The organism is Microbacterium sp. NPDC078428 (genome assembly GCF_044542535.1).
In the GTDB taxonomy this organism is placed as follows: Bacteria; Actinomycetota; Actinomycetes; order Actinomycetales; family Microbacteriaceae; genus Microbacterium; species Microbacterium limosum.
In genome coordinates, this window is record NZ_JBITUP010000003.1 from 260,263 (window position 1) to 276,243 (window position 15,981).

Annotated in this window: 15 protein-coding genes; 1 reads left to right on the forward strand and 14 read right to left on the reverse strand. The window is 71.5% G+C overall.

The window, feature by feature from the left end; translation table 11 throughout:
- Positions 1–21: 21 nt before the first annotated feature.
- The 14 genes from ACIGCK_RS07640 to ACIGCK_RS07705 all read right to left on the reverse strand — a co-directional run bounded on the left by ACIGCK_RS07640 (position 22) and on the right by ACIGCK_RS07705 (position 15,578).
- A complete protein-coding gene (locus ACIGCK_RS07640) occupies positions 22–3,003 on the reverse strand; it encodes a DEAD/DEAH box helicase (RefSeq protein ID WP_396665091.1) in 2,982 nt (993 codons plus the stop codon).
- 67 nt (positions 3,004–3,070) lie between these two features.
- Positions 3,071–3,481 (reverse strand): transcription antitermination factor NusB, encoded by a 411-nt coding sequence (nusB, locus tag ACIGCK_RS07645; RefSeq protein WP_330171889.1) that lies wholly within the window; start codon positions 3,479–3,481, stop codon positions 3,071–3,073.
- Between the two features lie 18 nt (positions 3,482–3,499).
- Positions 3,500–4,060 (reverse strand): elongation factor P, encoded by a 561-nt coding sequence (gene efp / locus ACIGCK_RS07650; protein WP_396665093.1) that lies wholly within the window; start codon positions 4,058–4,060, stop codon positions 3,500–3,502.
- A gap of 105 nt (positions 4,061–4,165) precedes the next feature.
- Positions 4,166–4,621 carry a type II 3-dehydroquinate dehydratase gene (aroQ, locus tag ACIGCK_RS07655; RefSeq protein WP_396665095.1) on the reverse strand — a complete coding sequence of 152 codons (456 nt, stop codon included), beginning with the start codon at positions 4,619–4,621 and terminating at the stop codon, positions 4,166–4,168.
- On the reverse strand, positions 4,618–5,697 hold the full coding sequence (gene aroB / locus ACIGCK_RS07660; RefSeq protein WP_330171886.1) for a 3-dehydroquinate synthase: 1,080 nt from the start codon (positions 5,695–5,697) through the stop codon (positions 4,618–4,620). Before aroB ends, aroQ begins: the two co-directional genes overlap by 4 nt.
- Positions 5,694–6,251 carry a shikimate kinase gene (locus ACIGCK_RS07665; protein ID WP_396665098.1) on the reverse strand — a complete coding sequence of 186 codons (558 nt, stop codon included), beginning with the start codon at positions 6,249–6,251 and terminating at the stop codon, positions 5,694–5,696. The genes aroB and ACIGCK_RS07665 overlap by 4 nt, the downstream gene beginning before the upstream one ends.
- Positions 6,238–7,464, reverse strand: coding sequence for a chorismate synthase (gene aroC, locus ACIGCK_RS07670; protein ID WP_396665099.1), 1,227 nt, complete (start codon positions 7,462–7,464; stop codon positions 6,238–6,240). Before aroC ends, ACIGCK_RS07665 begins: the two co-directional genes overlap by 14 nt.
- A gap of 4 nt (positions 7,465–7,468) precedes the next feature.
- Positions 7,469–8,314, reverse strand: a complete 846-nt coding sequence (locus ACIGCK_RS07675; RefSeq protein ID WP_396665101.1) for a shikimate dehydrogenase — start codon at positions 8,312–8,314, stop codon at positions 7,469–7,471.
- Position 8,315: 1 nt separating this feature from the next.
- Entirely contained in the window at positions 8,316–9,758 is a 1,443-nt protein-coding gene (mltG, locus tag ACIGCK_RS07680; RefSeq protein ID WP_396665103.1) for an endolytic transglycosylase MltG, read from the reverse strand.
- Entirely contained in the window at positions 9,758–10,234 is a 477-nt protein-coding gene (gene ruvX, locus ACIGCK_RS07685) for a Holliday junction resolvase RuvX (protein ID WP_396665105.1), read from the reverse strand. The genes mltG and ruvX overlap by 1 nt, the downstream gene beginning before the upstream one ends.
- Positions 10,231–12,897 carry an alanine--tRNA ligase gene (gene alaS, locus ACIGCK_RS07690; RefSeq protein WP_396665107.1) on the reverse strand — a complete coding sequence of 889 codons (2,667 nt, stop codon included), beginning with the start codon at positions 12,895–12,897 and terminating at the stop codon, positions 10,231–10,233. The genes ruvX and alaS overlap by 4 nt, the downstream gene beginning before the upstream one ends.
- Positions 12,898–12,976: 79 nt before the next feature.
- Entirely contained in the window at positions 12,977–13,225 is a 249-nt protein-coding gene (locus ACIGCK_RS07695) for an ATPase (protein WP_330171879.1), read from the reverse strand.
- 127 nt (positions 13,226–13,352) lie between these two features.
- Positions 13,353–13,982, reverse strand: a complete 630-nt coding sequence (gene rpsD / locus ACIGCK_RS07700) for a 30S ribosomal protein S4 (RefSeq protein WP_396665109.1) — start codon at positions 13,980–13,982, stop codon at positions 13,353–13,355.
- Between the two features lie 180 nt (positions 13,983–14,162).
- Positions 14,163–15,578, reverse strand: a complete 1,416-nt coding sequence (locus ACIGCK_RS07705) for a replication-associated recombination protein A (protein ID WP_396665110.1) — start codon at positions 15,576–15,578, stop codon at positions 14,163–14,165.
- A gap of 88 nt (positions 15,579–15,666) precedes the next feature.
- On the opposite strand from ACIGCK_RS07705, the gene ACIGCK_RS07710 reads away from it, so the two are divergent.
- On the forward strand, positions 15,667–15,948 hold the full coding sequence (locus ACIGCK_RS07710; RefSeq protein ID WP_396665111.1) for a dioxygenase: 282 nt from the start codon (positions 15,667–15,669) through the stop codon (positions 15,946–15,948).
- Positions 15,949–15,981 lie beyond the last annotated feature (33 nt).

Sequence of the window (15,981 nt, forward strand, 5' to 3'; positions counted from 1 at the left end):
ACCGGGCAAAACACCCGGACGTCACGATTCCAGCAGCGCGCGGATGTCGTCGGCCGAGAACGCGCGGGCGAAGAGTTCCTCGTCGTCCATGACGGCGGTGAAGAGGCGCGCCTTGCGCGCCTGCAGCGCCGCGACCTTCTCCTCGATCGTGTCGGAGGCGATCATGCGGTACACGATCACGGAGCGATCCTGCCCGATCCGGTGGGCCCGGTCGATCGCCTGCGACTCGGCCGCGGGGTTCCACCACGGGTCGGCGACGAACACGTACTCGGCCTCGGTCAGGGTGAGACCGAAGCCTCCCGCCTTGAGGCTGATGAGGAAGACCGGCGCGGCGCCGGATCGGAACCGCTGCACGACCTCGTCGCGGTCTCGCGTGGACCCGTCGAGCTGGGTGTGCGCCACGCCCGCCGCGTCGAGGCGCCGGGAGACGCGCGCGAGGAAGCTCGTGAACTGGCTGAACACGAGCGCGCGGTGGCCCTCGGACGCGATCTCCGCAAGCTGCTCGACGAGCGCGTCGAGCTTGGCGGACCCGATCTCCGCGTGGGCGTCGTCGACGAGGCCCGCATCGACGCTCAGCAATCGCAGCAGCGTCAGCGAGCGGAAGACGATGAACCTGTTGCGGTCGAGGTCATCGAGCAGTCCGAGCACCTTCTTCCTCTCGCGCTGCAGCACGGCGTCGTAGATCTCGCGGTGCTCGGCGCTGAGCTCGACGTGCTGGACCTGCTCCTGCAGCGGAGGCAGCTCGGGCGCCACGAGCTGTTTGGTGCGCCTCATGACGAGGGGGCGGATGCGTCGGCGCAGCCGCGCCAGCCGCTCGGCGCGGAACGCCCCGCCCTCGGAGTTCTCCGGCACCCTCCCCTGCTCGATGGGACCGATGTAGTCCTCCCGGAAGCGGCGCGCCGAGGCGAACAGGCCCGGGGCCGTCAACGACAGCAGCGCCCACAGATCGGCGAGCGAGTTCTCGAGCGGCGTGCCGGTGAGGGCGTACACGGCATCCGCCCGCAGCTCCCCCACCGTGCGGTGCGCCTTCGTCTGAGCGTTCTTGACGAACTGCGCCTCGTCGACGATGACGCCCGCCCAGCCGATCGGGGCGAATTCGGAGGCGGAGAGACGGAGAACCGCATAGGAGGTCACGACGATATCGGCGTCGCCGGCGAGCTGCTCGACCGTCTGCGGGCGACGTCCGCGCGTCTCGGTGATCGTCTGCACCCGAAGACCGGGGACGAACCTCGCCGCCTCGTCGCGCCACACCGAGGTGACCGACGTGGGGGCGATCACGAGGAAGGGTCGCCGCTCCCCCGACTCCACCGCGTGCGCGACGAGAGCCAGCGTCTGGAGGGTCTTTCCAAGCCCCATGTCGTCAGCGAGTATCCCTCCCAGGCGGTGCCGCCAGAGGAACGCGAGCCAGTCGAAGCCCGATCGCTGATACGGCCGGAGCGTCGCACTCAGCGCGCGGGGAATCGGCGTCGACGGGATGCGGCTCACGTCGCGCAGTCCCGCCACGGCCGACCGCCACGTCAGCGCGGCCGCGGACTCGTCGGCGAGATCCTCGAACTCCGCCCAGAGAGCGCTCTGGTGGCGATGCAGACGTGGGCCCGTCTCCCACTCGGCCACGTCCGCGGCCTCGCCGATGAGGTCCTTCAGGCGCTGGAGCGCGGGATGCGCGAGGGAGAAGTAGCCGCCGTCCGCGAGGAGCATCTTCCGGCGCCCTTGCGCGAGGGCGGTGAACAGCGGAGCGAAGGGGATGCGCCGACCGTCGATCGAGACGATCACGCCGAGGTCGAACCAGTCGGGGTCGGCGCTCTCGACCGTGGAGACGGAGATGTGAGGGTCCCCCGCCAGCTCGCGGTAAGTGCGGCGTCTCCCCGCGGTCTCGATGCGGACGCCGATCCTCTCGAGCGCCGGGATGGCGCGCGTGACCATCTCCGCGGCGCGCACCCCCTGCGCGGTGCGCGTCGGGGCGAACGCGTCGCCGAGCGCGCGATGCCATTCCTCGGAGATCCGCCGCACCCAACGGGCCTCCGTCTCACGGTCGCGCTCGACGGGTGCGTCCCGACGGGCGGAGCCCTCCGCATCGGACACGCGACCCGCCCCGGGGTAGTCCCAGACCAGCGCCACGTCGACGCGGTCCTCCGGACGGTGCGCCACCTCCAGAACCGGGGCGGGCTCCGGCATCCGCACCGGCGTGATCCCGCCCGAGAACTCGACGTCGCCGCGTCGCCCCAGCCGCGGACCCGCCTGCGCGAGGAAGTCCTCCCGCTCGGCCGCCGGCACCCGGATGTCGCCGCGTGCAGACAGGAGCGTCTGCAGCGGGTCATCGAGGGCGAGTTCCGCGATGGCGACGTGGATGCGGGTTCCGTTCGTCGCAACGGCGTAGACCCCCGTCGCGCCGATCGGGCGCACTCCCCGCGCCTCGACCTCCGCCCCGTCGATCACGACGCACGCCGACACATCCAGCGCGCCGTCGCTGCGCGGAGAGATCCTGATGCTCGACGACGCGCTCTCCGCCAGGGCGACCGCGATGCTCCGGTGCAGGCCGACGAGGGGGATCTCGAGCGCCGATGCGGCCCGGAGGTGCTGCCACAGCAGCCCCGACCCGACGCCGTCGAGCACGATCCCCTCGGACACGGCGGCGAACGCCCCGATCGCGAAGACATCGCGGGCGATGCTGTACAGCTCCGCGAACCAGCGGGCCTGCGCAGGAATGAACACCCCGCCGGGGCGCCGCACCACCTCCCACGTCGCGTCGCCCTTGATCCATGTTCCCGTGTGCGGGCTGCGCCGCATCGGGTGCACGCGCAGGCGCAGGTCGTCGTGAGCGAGCCGTAGTGTGCGCGCCGTGGCGGCCTCGGACTGCCGGGGTAGCCACGGCGACGATCCCGGGATCGCCCGCCGCAGATCCACGCCCAGCGCCAGGGGCACCTCGCCGCCCGATGCCGGCGCAGGGGTCACGAGATCGCGCCACGTCGGCGGCGTCGAGGGCGGACGCGGAGTGTGACCCATCCCGGTCATGCTCTCAGACGCCTCGGACACGCGACGCGCCCGTGCGGCACTCGCGTCTGCCGGGCGCTCAGCCCGCCCGGGCGACGCGGGCCAGCACGCCGTGCACGAACGAGCCCGAATCGTCGGTGGAGAACTCCTTGGCGAGCTCGACCGCCTCGTCGATCGCCACCGCCGCGGGGATGTCGTCGTTGTGGAGCAGCTCCCAGACGCCTATCCGCAGCACCGCCCGGTCGACCGCCGGCATCCGCTCGATCTTCCAGTCCCGGCTGTGGGTGGCGATGACCTCGTCGATGTCGTCGCGGTGATCGATGACGCCGTCGACGATCTCACGCGCGTACAGCCACGACGCCTCGCGCGCCGGCTCGCCGGCCGCGCGCTTGGCCTCGGCCGCGAGGATGATCGAGACCTGCTCTCCGCGCACATCGGCCTGGAAGAGGATGTCGAGGGCGCGCTTGCGCGCCTTCGTGCGAGCGCTCATGACGTGGAAGCCCCCGGCTCAGCTGACACGACCGAGGTAATCCCCGGTGCGCGTGTCGACCTTGACCTTCGTGCCGGTCTCGAGGAAGAGCGGTACCTGGATCTCGTAGCCCGTCTCCACCGTCGCGGGCTTGGTGCCGGCCGAGGAGCGGTCGCCCTGCAGGCCCGGCTCGGTGTACGTCACCTCGAGCACGACGGAGGCGGGCAGGTCGATGTAGAGCGGGTTGCCGTTGTTGAGCGCGATCGTGACCTGCTGGTTCTCCAGCAGGAAGTTCTTCGCGTCGCCCACCGTCGCCGCGGCGACGGTCAGCTGGTCGAAGTCGGCCGTGTCCATGAAGACGAAGCCGTCGCCGTCGTTGTAGAGGTACGTGAAGTCGCGGCGGTCGACGTTCTCGATCTCCACCTTCGAGCCGGCATTGAAGGTCTTGTCGACGACCTTGCCCGTCATGACGTTCTTCAGCTTGGTGCGCACGAAGGCGCCACCCTTGCCGGGCTTGACGTGCTGGAACTCCACGACGCTCCAGAGCTGCCCGTCGATGTTGAGGACGACGCCGTTCTTGATGTCTGCGGTGGAAGCCATGGGTGTGTGAGGTCCTTCGAGATGCCGGGGCCTGCGCCCGGGAGGAGTGCGGCCCAGCCGGGCCCGACGGTCGATTCTACGTGATGACCGTCCGACGGGTGCGTATCAGTGCCCGCCGTCGGCCTCGATGACGTCGATGAGGCGCTCGATCGCGACGCCGTACCCGGCCACCCCCAGACCGATGACGTGGACGACCGCTATGTCCTCGACATACGAATGATGCCGGAAGCTCTCCCGCGCCTTCACATCCGAGACGTGGACCTCGGCCACTGGAAGAGCGACGCCCACGAGGGCGTCGCGGAGCACGACCGAGGTGTGGGTGAGCCCCCCCGGATTGATCACGATGCCTGCGCAGTCGTGCCGCGCGGCGTGGATCGCGTCGATCAGCACGCCCTCGTGGTTGCTCTGCACGGCGCGGACGTCGAAGCCCCGCGCGCGCGCCGCGCGCATCGCGAGCTCCTCGGCGTCCTCGAGCGTGTCGGAGCCGTAGACGGCCGGCTCCCGGGTCCCGAGCAGGTTCAGGTTCGGTCCGTTGACCAGCAGCAGCCGGCGGTCGGTCATGACGCGACCTCCTGGTAGGCGGCGAACAGCAGCGACTCGTCGGGGGCCTGCAGGACCGTGGGGCGGCCGATGTCGTCGAGGACGATGAAGCGCAGCATCCCGCCGCGGCTCTTCTTGTCGCGCTGCATCGTTGCCAGCAGCTGCGGCCACGCCCCCGCGCGATAGTCGGTGGGAAGGCCCAGGCTCTCCAGGATGTCGCGGTGACGCGCGGCGCCGGCATCCGAGAGCCGCCCGGCCAGGCGCGACAGCTCGGCCGCGTAGACCATCCCGATGGAGACGGCCGCGCCGTGACGCCACCGATAGCGTTCCGCGTGCTCGATCGCATGCCCGAGCGTGTGCCCGTAGTTGAGCGTCTCGCGCAGCCCCGCCTCGCGCAGGTCCTCGGCCACGACCCGCGCCTTCATCCCGATCGCGAGTTCGATGCACCGCCGGAAGGCGGGCGTCGTCGGGTCGACCGCCGCCGCGGCATCCGACTCGACGATCTCGAGGATCTCGGGCTCCGCGATGAAGCCCGCCTTGATCACCTCGGCGAAGCCGGCGACGATCTCGTTGTGCGGAAGGGTCTCGAGGAGGTCGAGGTCGCAGACGACGGCGCGCGGCGGCCAGAAGGCGCCGACGAGGTTCTTGCCCTCTGCGGTGTTGATGCCGGTCTTGCCGCCGACGGCCGCGTCGACCATCCCGAGCACGGTGGTGGGGACCTGCACGATCTGCACGCCGCGCAGCCACGTCGCCGCGACGAATCCGGCCAGGTCGGTCACGGCTCCCCCGCCGAACCCGATGACGGCGTCGGTGCGGGTGAAGTCCGCCTGACCCATGACCTGCCAGCAGAACGCGGCGACCTCGACGCGCTTGCCCGCCTCCGCGTCGGGGACCTCGGCGAGCAGAACCTCGCGTCCCGCGTCCGCCATGAGCTGCTCGCGCAGGGCGGACGCCTTGCGGCCGAGGGTCGGAGGGTGGACGATGAGGACCTTCCGCGTCGACGCCGCAAGCAGATCGCCGACCCGCGCGAGCGTGCCGCGGCCGATGAGGATGTCGTAGCCGTCGTCGCCGGCCACGGTGATGGTCGTGATGCTCACAGCGTCTCCTGATTGCCGGACTGAGCCGGGGACGAGGGCGGAAGGGGCGCCTGGGCCCAGGTCACGATCGCCTCCACGACCCGCGAGAGCGGGCCGGAGGACGTGTCGAAGGTCGCGTCCGCGACCTCCTCGTACAGGGGTCGCCGCTCGGCGAGGATGCGCTCCCATCGCACCAGGGGGTCCTCCCCGTCCAGGAGCGGCCGGCCCGCTCCCCCGAGGCGCGATGCGACGACGTGAGGGTCGACGGTGAGCAGCGCCACCCGGTGCGCGGCGAGGTCCGACCGGGTGCGCGCATCGAGCACCGCCCCGCCGCCGAGGGACACGACGCCGCCGCCCGCCAGCGCACGGCTCACCGCATCGCGCTCCAGCGCCCGGAAGTGGGCCTCGCCGTGGGTGGCGAACAGCTGCGGCAGGGGTCCGTTCTCCCGCACCACCAGGGCGTCGGTGTCGGTGAAGGACCAGCCCAGCGCCCGAGCGACGCGCTTGCCGACGCTCGTCTTGCCCGAGCCCATCGGCCCGACCAGGACGAGGGCTCCGCCGTCAGGAGAGCTCATGCGCGAGCAGGTCGGCCTCTGATGCCGGCGCCGACCGCAGCGTCGCCGGAATCTCGGCGAGGTAGGACTCGAGGTTGCGTCGCGTCTCGCGGACGCTGTCGCCGCCGAACTTCTCCAGCACCGCCTCGGCGAGTACGATCGCCACCATCGCCTCGGCCACGACGCCCGCCGCAGGCACGGCGCAGACATCGGAGCGCTGGTGGTGCGCGGATGCCGTCTCCCCGGATGCCACGTCGACGGTGCGCAGCGCGTGCGGGACGGTGGCGATCGGCTTCATGCCCGCGCGAACGCGCAGCACCGTGCCCGTGGACATGCCGCCTTCGGTGCCGCCGGCGCGGTCGGAGCCGCGCGTGATGCCGGCGTCGGCCGCGAAGAGCTCGTCGTGCGCGACCGACCCGCGGCGGCGGGTGGTCTCGAAGCCGTCGCCGATCTCGACGCCCTTGATCGCCTGGATGCTCATGAGCGCCTGCGCCAGCTTGCCGTCGAGGCGACGATCCCAGTGCACATGGGAGCCGAGCCCGGGCGGCAGGCCGTAGGCGAGCACCTCGACGATCCCGCCGAGGGTGTCGCCGTCCTTGCGTGCCTCGTCCACCTCGGCGACCATCCGCGAGGACGTCTCGGCGTCGAAGCAGCGCAGCGGATCGGCGTCGAGGGCGTCGACGTCGTCGGGCGTCGGCAGGCGCGCGTCATCCGGGACGCGAACGGGACCGATCGACAGGGTGTGGCTCACGAGCCGGATGCCGAGCTCCGCGAGGAAGCCCCGGGCGAGCGCGCCGAGGGCGACACGGGCGGCCGTCTCGCGGGCGCTCGCGCGCTCGAGGATCGGGCGTGCCTCGTCGAAGCCGTACTTCTGCATGCCGACGAGATCGGCGTGCCCCGGGCGCGGACGGGTGAGGGCGGCACCGCGGCCGCGCGAGCGCTCGGTCAGCTCGACGGGCTCGGGGCTCATCACCTCGACCCACTTCGGCCACTCGGTGTTGCCGATGCGCAGCGCGATGGGGCTGCCGAGCGACAGCCCGTGACGCACGCCGCCGGAGATGGTGAGCTCGTCCTCCTCGAACTTCATGCGGGAGCCGCGGCCGTAGCCGAGCTTCCGGCGGGCGAGGTCGGCGCGGATGGCGTCGAGCGACACGGGGACGCCCGCGGGCAGTCCCTCCATGACGGCGACGAGTTCGGGGCCGTGGGATTCACCGGCCGTGAGCACGCGAAGCATATGTCTAGTCTCCCATGAGCGCCGCACGCATCGCGGCGAGGACGTCGTCCTCCGCGGCGAGCGGCTCGTCCACATCGCCGTTGACGAAGAATCGCACCTGCAGGAGGGCCTGGTGCAGCAGCATCCCGAGGCCCGAGACAGCCGCGCCGCCGCGGAGCCGCTGGCGCTCCGCGAGGGCGGACGGCCACGGGCTGTAGGCGACATCCAGCAGCACCGGGGCATCCGTCAGCGCGGCGTCCGCGTCCTTCTCCGCCAGCGCCGCGCCGCCCGGCAGCGTGCCGATGACCACGTCCGCGAGCGTCGCCGGATCCTCGCCGAGCGGGCGCGCACGCACATCCATCCCGAGGCGGGAGCCGAGGACGACCAGTCCCCGGGCCGCGTCCGGACGCCGGGCGAGCACATCCACGCGCGACGCGCCCAGCTCGCTGAGCGCGACCAGAGCGGAGGATGCCGTGGCCCCGGCCCCGATGACGCGCGCCGTCTCCACCGCCGGCACCCCGGCGTCGCCGAGAGCTCGCACGAGACCGCCCACGTCCGTGTTGACGCCCCGCGGGCCCCCGGGTCCGAGCAGGAGCGTGTTGACGGCCCCGGTGAGCTCGGCACGGCGATCCCGCTCGACCGCGATGCGGAACGCGCCCTCCTTCAGCGGCATCGTCAGCGACAGGCCCCGCCACGCGTCATCCAGCGAGGCGACGGACTCGTCGAAGCGCTCCGCGCCGACCTCACGCCGCTCGTAGCGCCAGTCCAGTCCGAGCGCGGCGTAGGCTGCGAGGTGCAGCTGCGGGGACCTGCTGTGCGCGATCGGGCTCCCCCACACCGCGAGGCGGGTGCGGGGTCCGGTGACCGTCACGTCAGCACCCGGAGTCGGGATTGTCGCGGCACCACTGCTGCCACTGCGTGACGGCCTGCTGATGCTGCGCGTTCGTCTCGGTGAAGACCGTCTCGCCGGTGTCGAGATTGACCGTGACGAAATACAACCACGGGCCGTCGGCGGGATTCATCGCGGCATCGATCGCGGTGTCGCCGGGATTGGCGATGGGACCGATCGGGAGCCCGGTGTTCACGTACGTGTTCCAGGGGTTGTCGTCCTCGAGCGCCTCGGCGGTCGAGGAGACGGTGCCGTCGTGCATCTCGCCGTAGCCGTACTGCGCCGTCGAGTCCATCTGCAGCAGCCCGTTGGTCTCCTGGTTGTCGGGCGAGAGCCTGTTGTAGATGACGCGCGAGACGCGATAGAAGTCGTCCTCGAAGCGCGCCTCGCGCTCGATGATCGACGCGATCGTGAGGATGCGCTCGCGCTCCTCCACCGGCACGCCCGCCGAGTCGAGCGACTGGATCGTGCGGTCCACGAGCGTCTGGATGACCTCGGGTGCGGTCACGCCCGGCGAGAACTGATACGTCGCCGGAAACAGCCAGCCCTCGAGGGTGTCCGCGGGCACGCCGTACGGCGCGGGGTCGGAGACGGCCGCCTGCAGCTCCTCGATCGGCAGGCCGATGCCGTCGGCCAGGAGGGGAAGCGTCTGCTCTACCGTGAGGCCCTCGCGCAGCTGCGCCGAGTTCTCCATACGGTTGTCCGGATTCTGCAGCGCCTCGAGCGCCGCGGCCGAGGTCATCTGCTGCTGAAGCTGGAACACGCCCGGATAGAAGGTGGGCACCGCGTCGAGCGTGAGGATGTGCGAGTAGAAGGCCTCGGGCGTCATCGTCACGCCGGCCTCGTAGAGCGTGTCGGAGATCGTCGCACCCGTGTCGCCGTCGACGATGGTCACGAGCGCTTCGCCCGTGGCCATCCCGGGCTCGTAGTCGATGGGCTCCTGCCATCCGAAGACGGCGCGGATCTGGTCCTCGTAGGCGGCCCAGGCCCATGCGCCCGTGCCGACGATCCCCCCGACGACCAGGACCACGACGCCGAGAGCGATCCAGCCCCCCACGCGGCGATTCCGCTTCTTCTCCGCGCGGGTGGGCGTCGCCTGCGTCTCGTCGGCGAACAGCGCGTCGAGCGTCATCGTCGAGCCGCCGCCCGCCGCCGCATGCCCCGCCGCGGCCGGCGCGAGTGCCGGCTCCCGCGTGATGCGCGGAGCGTCCGCGCGCGGGGCGGCGACGGGCTCGGGAGCGCCCTCGTCGGCGCCCGGGCCCGGACTCGAGGCGGCGGCGCGCTGCCTGGCCTCCCGACGCGACAGGGGCGGCTCGGGCTCGGGTTCGCGCTCTCCGGCGTCGCGCTGACGCGGGTCCGGCAGGTTCCCGAAAAGCTCGGCGAACCGATCCTCGTCAGGACCTTCAGGGGGCGTGTTGTGGGACATCAGGAGGGGGGCTCCTCAGGATGGACGGGCTCGCCCGCAGGGCGTCCCGTCCTCTTCTCGATATCGAGGGCGTGCTGCAGGAGCACGACCGCGGCGACCTGGTCGACAATGCTACGCGACGAGCGCTGGGACCGGCCCGAACGCCGGAGGGCGTCGTGCGCCGTCACGGTGCTCAGCCGCTCGTCGACCAGGCGCACGGGCAGACCGGATGCCGCGACGATCTCCGCCGCGAACGCCCGCGCATCGGACGTCGAGGACGTCTCACCTCCCGACAGGCTCACCGGCAGGCCGACCACGATCTCGACGGCGCCGTACTCGTCGGCCAGTGCGGCGATGCGCGCGACGGCTCCGGGGTCGGTGCGCGTCACGGTCTCCACGGGAGTCGCGAGCAGACCGTCGCGGTCGCAGCGGGCCACACCCACGCGCGCCTTCCCGACGTCGACGCCGAGCCTCACCCCGGGGCGGAATCCGCTCACGCGATCGCGGCGCCGATGCCGGCGCGGACCGCCTCGAGCGCCTCGGGGAGCGCCGCGGCATCCGCCCCGCCACCCTGCGCGATGTCGTCCCGCCCGCCGCCGCCGCCGCCGAGAGCCGCGGCCGCGGCCTTCGCCAGGACGCCGGCCTTGATGCCCCGGCCACGCGCGTCGTCGTTCGTGGCGACGATCACGACCGGACGATCGCCGACCCTGGCACCCAGCGCCACGACGGCGGGAGCCGCCGACAGCCTGTCGCGCACGCCGACGACGAGCTGACGCAGATCGTCCTGGGATGCGACGGCCGACACGTCCGCCGCGACGACCCGCACCGCACCGATGCTCTCGGCGGCCTCCGCGAGAGCGGGCACCCGCTCCAGCAGGGCGCGCGACTCGAACGCCGCGATCTTCTTCTCGGCCGCCTTCAGGCTCGCCGACAGCTCTGCGATCCGGTCGGGGAGCTGGTCGCGGGGCGTCTTCAGCGATGTCGTCAGCTGGGACACGATGGCACGCTCGGCGGCGAGCTCACGGAACGCGTCGAGACCGACGAGGGATTCGATGCGACGGTTCGACGCGCCGACCGACGACTCGCCGACCAGCGAGATGAGCCCGATCTCGGCGCTGGATCCGACGTGGGTGCCGGCGCACAGTTCGCGCGACCACGGACCGCCGATGTCGACCATCCGCACGACGTCGCCGTACTTCTCGCCGAACAGCGCCATGGCACCGGCGGCCTTCGCCTCGTCGAGCGAGAGCACGCGCGTCTCGACCGCGAGGTTGTCGCGGACGGCGTTGTTCGCGATCTCCTCGATCTCGGAGCGCGTCTGGGCCGACAGCGCCTGGCCCCACGTGAAGTCGAACCGCAGATAGCCGGCCCGGTTCAGCGAACCGGCCTGCGTCGCGCTCGACCCGAGCGTGTCCCGCAGCGCGGCGTGCACGAGGTGCGTCGCGGAGTGCGCCTGGCGCGCCGCACGGCGGTTCGCGGCGTCGACGACCGATGTCGCCGCGACGCCCACGGCCACCTCGCCCGCGGTGACCTCGACGGTGTGGCTGACGAGGCCCGGCACCGGCTTCTGGACGTCGAGCACGTCAAGCTCGTACCCCGGACCCACGATGATCCCCTTGTCGGCGACCTGCCCGCCGGACTCGGCGTACAGCGCGGTCTCCGCGAGGATGACCTCGGCCACCTGCCCGACGCCCGCCCGGTCGACGGAGACGCCGTCGACGAGGAGGCCGAGCACCCGGGACTCGGTCTCGAGGTCGGTGTATCCCGTGAAGACGGTCTCGCCCAGGGCACGGAAGTCGCGGTAGACGCTGTGGTCCGCGAGGGCGCGCTTGCGACTCTTCGCGTCGGTCTTGGCGCGCGTGCGCTGCTCCAGCATGAGCGCGTCGAACGCCGCACGATCCACGCTCAGGCCCGCCTCGGCGGCCACCTCGAGCGTGAGGTCGATCGGGAAGCCGTACGTGTCGTGGAGAAGGAACGCCTCCGTCCCCGACACCTGTGTGCCCCCGGCATCCTTCGTCTGCGTCACCGCGAGATCGAGGATGCTCGAGCCCGAGGCGAGGGTGCGCAGGAACGTCTCCTCCTCGGCGTACGCGTACGCGGACAGGCGCGGGTAGTCGGTCTCGAGCTCGGGGTACGCGGACTTCATCGCGTCCCGCGAGGCGGAGAACAGTTCGGGGAACGTCGGGCCGTCGACCCCGAGCAGACGCATGGCGCGCACCGAGCGGCGCATCAGGCGGCGGAGGATGTAACCGCGACCCTCGTTGGAGGGGGTGACGCCGTCGGAGAGCAGCATCAGCGACGAACGGACGTGGTCGGCGATGACGCGGAAGCGCACGTCGTCCTCGTGCTCTGCGCCGTAGCGGCGGCCGGAGAGCTCGACGGCGCGATCGAGCACGGGACGCACCTGGTCGATCTCGTACATGTTCTCGACGCCCTGCTTGATGAAGGCGACGCGCTCGAGCCCCATGCCCGTGTCGATGTTCTTCATCGGGAGCTCGCCGACGATGTCGAAGTCGACCTTGCTGCGCACGTTCGTGATGAGATCCTGCATGAACACGAGGTTCCAGATCTCGGTGAACCGGTTGTCGTCGACGGCGGGTCCGCCATCGCGACCGTAGGCGGGACCGCGGTCGAAGTAGATCTCCGAGCAGGGACCCGCGGGGCCCGGCTGGCCCGTGGACCAGTAGTTGTCGTCCTTGCCCAGGCGCTGGATGCGCTCGGCGGGGACCCCGGCGACCTTCTGCCACAGCAGCGCCGCCTCGTCGTCGTCCTCGTAGACGGTCACCCACAGGTCGCGCTCGGCGAACCCCAGCCCGCCGTCGGACTCCGACGACGTCAGCAGCTCCCACGCGTAGCCGATCGCGCCTTCCTTGAAGTAGTCGCCGAACGACCAGTTCCCGAGCATCTGAAAGAAGGTGCCGTGGCGAGCCGTGTGACCGACCTCTTCGATGTCGTTCGTGCGGATGCACTTCTGCACATCGGCCGCCCGCGAGAAGGGGGCGGGGACGACGCCCGTGAGATAGGGGATGAACGGGACCATCCCGGCGACCGTGAACAGCAGCGAGGGATCATCGGTCACGAGCGACGCCGACGGAACGATGGTGTGGTCGTTCTTCTCGAAGTAGTCGAGGTAGCGCTTCGCGATGTCGGCGGTCTTCATGCGGAGTGGGGTGTCCTTGCCAGCGTGATCACCGCCGGTCCGCGGCGGTGAGAAGGGTGGATGTCTCGAGCGGGCGCTGCTACTCGGCGGAGCGGGCCGAGTCGGCCGCCGCGTCGGCGGCACGGGCCACCGCGTCCTTGGCGTCGTCCACGATCTGACCCAGGCGCGATTCCTGGTCCCGGTAGGCCTCGCCGATGCGGTCGGTGAACTCCCCGATCCGCGCGTCGATCTCGGCGAGGGCGTCGTGACCGGCCGGGTTCTTGTCCACCAGGTGCGCGATCACGAACCCGCCGACGATGCCGAACGTGAACCACAGGAGGTTCTTCATGTCATCACTTCCTCGCCGATAGACGTCGCGGACGCGGCGTCTGACCCATCGTAGCCACCGACGCCGAAGGGCGCCGGATCCGTGGAGACCCGGCGCCCTTCGTGCGCTTCGCAGCGGTGGGCGTCGCTTAGCGCGCCGCGTAGTACTCCACGACGAGCTGCACGTCACAGGTCACGGGGACCTCCGCGCGCTTCGGGCGACGCACGAGCGTGGCCCGGAGGGTCGACAGGTCGACCTCGATGTAGCCGGGAACCGGGGGCAGCACTTCGGCGTGACCGCCGGCAGCCGCCACCTGGAACGGCTCGAGGCTCTCGCTCTTGGGCTTGACGTGGATCTGCTGTCCCGGCTTGACCCGGAACGAGGGGCGATCCACGAGCTGACCGTCGACGAGGATGTGACGGTGCACGACGAGCTGGCGGGCCTGCGCGGTCGTGCGGGCGAAGCCGGCGCGCACGACGAGCGCGTCGAGACGCATCTCGAGCAGCTCGACGAGGTTCTCACCCGTCAGGCCCTCGGTGCGACGAGCCTCGTTGAAGGCGATGCGCAGCTGCTTCTCGCGGATGCCGTACTGCTCGCGCAGACGCTGCTTCTCGCGCAGACGGACGGCGTAGTCGCTGTCGGCCTTGCGCTTGGTGCGGCCGTGCTCGCCGGGAGCGTAGGGACGCTTCTCGAGGTAGCGGGCGGCCTTGGGGGTCAGTGCGACGCCGAGGGCGCGCGAGAGGCGCACCTTGCGGCGGTCCTGGGACTTCGTGGTCACGAAGCTGTCCTTCCGGTGACGTGGCCGCGTCTTTCGCAGCTCACGGACGTATCCCGCCATCCGCCGGCCGGCACGCACGTCGCAGCGCGCCGGTGGAGTGAAAGAATGAGGGGGATGCCCGGAAACGTGGGTTCCGAACCCTCCGATACTACCAGAGCCGCCCGGCGCGCGACGGAGCCGTCATCGCGCGTCGCCGAGGATGCGGCGGATCTTCTCCAGGCGCGCTGAGATGTCGCGCTCGGCACCGTGCGATGTCGGGGAGTAGTAGCGCGTCCCCTCGAGCGGCTCGGGGAGATACTTCTGCGCCGCGACGCCGACCTCGCTGTCGTGCGGATACACGTACCCCTTCCCGTGCCCGAGACGCTTCGCCCCCGCATAGTGGGCGTCGCGCAGGTGCACGGGGACCTGTCCGATCCTGCCCGCGCGCACATCCGCGAGGGCCCGGTCGATCGCGACGTACGCCGCGTTGGACTTGGCGGCGGTGGCCAGATAGGCCGTGGCCTCCGCGAGCGGGATGCGCCCCTCCGGCATCCCGATGAAGGCGACCGCGTCCGCCGCGGCGACCGCTATCTGCAGGGCCTGCGGGTCGGCGAGCCCGATGTCCTCGGACGCGGAGATGACCAGTCGCCGCGCGATGAAGCGGGGGTCCTCCCCCGCCTCGATCATGCGCGCGAGATAGTGCAGCGAGGCATCGACGTCCGAGCCGCGGATGGACTTGATGAACGCGCTGATGACGTCGTAGTGCTCGTCGCCCTGGCGGTCGTACCGCAGCAGCGCCCGGTCCACCGCCCGCGCGACGGCGTCGGCACCGACGACGGGCGCGGCCGACGCATCCTCGTCCGCCGTCGCATCCTCATCGGCCTCGGTCTCGTCGTCGGTGTCCGCCTCGGCGTCGATGCGGTCGCCGTCGGCCTCCGTGGCGCCGATGGTCATGACCGCGGCGGCCTCGAGGGCCGTCAGCGCGCGGCGAGCATCGCCCGACGCGAGCCGCACGAGGGCCGAGCGCGCCTCGTCATCCAGCCGGACCGCCCCCGCGAGCCCCCGCGGGTCGTCCACGGCGCGATCGATCAGCAGCGCGAGGTCGGCGTCGGAGAGCGGCTTGAGGGTCAGCAGGAGGGAACGCGAGAGCAGCGGGGAGATCACCGAGAAGGAGGGGTTCTCGGTGGTCGCGGCGATGAGCACCACCCAACCGTTCTCGACGCCGGGGAGCAGGGCGTCCTGCTGCGCCTTCGTGAAGCGGTGGATCTCGTCGAGGAAGAGGATCGTCTGCGCGCCGTACATGTCGCGCTGCGTGAGGGCGTCCTGCATGACCTCGCGCACGTCCTTGACCCCCGCCGTGACGGCGGAGAGCTCGACGAAGCGCCGCCCCGAGGAGCGGGCGATCGCCTGCGCGAGCGTCGTCTTCCCCGTACCGGGCGGCCCCCACAGGATGACGGAGACGGCGCCCGTCGACGCACGATCCGGATCGGCGAGGGCGACCAGCGGCGACCCCGGTCGCAGCAGGTGCTGCTGGCCCGCGACCTCGTCCAGACCCGCGGGCCGCATGCGCACGGCCAGCGGCGTCGATCCCGCGAAGAGCGCACTGGAGCCGGCCATCCCCTCAGGCTAACCGGGGTAGCCGACATCCCGAGCGCGGCTAGGCTCGTGGCCGATCTGTCCACGGCCCGCCACGAGGGAGAATGCCATGGCACGAGGGAAGAGCGAACGCCAGCGCGCCCAGGAACAGGCGCGCGCCCGGGAACGGGCCTACGAGGCTCGACGGACCCTCCACGACGGCATCGTGGCCCGCCGTCGCCGCGACACCGTCGTGGCCGCGGTCGCCGGCGGTCTCGTCATCGCCGCCGCGATCGCCTCCCAGGTCGCCTTCGCCACCATCGGCCCCGGCGCCCCCGCCCCGGGTGACACCAGCTCCCCCGGCCCGTCCCTGTCCGGCGCGCCTGCCCCCGAGCCGAGCACGACCCCTTGAGCCGTGGTCCGGTCGTACTAGGCTGGTCCGGAC

Bases quoted from the DNA above. Each gene is read 5' to 3' on its own strand.
- ACIGCK_RS07640 (WP_396665091.1), bottom strand. From the start codon at position 3,003: ATGGGTCACACTCCGCGTCCGCCCTCGACGCCGCCGACGTGGCGCGAT.
- nusB (WP_330171889.1), bottom strand. From the start codon at position 3,481: ATGAGCGCTCGCACGAAGGCGCGCAAGCGCGCCCTCGACATCCTCTTC.
- efp (WP_396665093.1), bottom strand. From the start codon at position 4,060: ATGGCTTCCACCGCAGACATCAAGAACGGCGTCGTCCTCAACATCGAC.
- aroQ (WP_396665095.1), bottom strand. From the start codon at position 4,621: ATGACCGACCGCCGGCTGCTGCTGGTCAACGGACCGAACCTGAACCTG.
- ACIGCK_RS07665 (WP_396665098.1), bottom strand. From the start codon at position 6,251: ATGAGCTCTCCTGACGGCGGAGCCCTCGTCCTGGTCGGGCCGATGGGC.
- aroC (WP_396665099.1), bottom strand. From the start codon at position 7,464: ATGCTTCGCGTGCTCACGGCCGGTGAATCCCACGGCCCCGAACTCGTC.
- mltG (WP_396665103.1), bottom strand. From the start codon at position 9,758: ATGTCCCACAACACGCCCCCTGAAGGTCCTGACGAGGATCGGTTCGCC.
- alaS (WP_396665107.1), bottom strand. From the start codon at position 12,897: ATGAAGACCGCCGACATCGCGAAGCGCTACCTCGACTACTTCGAGAAG.
- ACIGCK_RS07695 (WP_330171879.1), bottom strand. From the start codon at position 13,225: ATGAAGAACCTCCTGTGGTTCACGTTCGGCATCGTCGGCGGGTTCGTG.
- ACIGCK_RS07705 (WP_396665110.1), bottom strand. From the start codon at position 15,578: ATGGCCGGCTCCAGTGCGCTCTTCGCGGGATCGACGCCGCTGGCCGTG.
- ACIGCK_RS07710 (WP_396665111.1), top strand. From the start codon at position 15,667: ATGGCACGAGGGAAGAGCGAACGCCAGCGCGCCCAGGAACAGGCGCGC.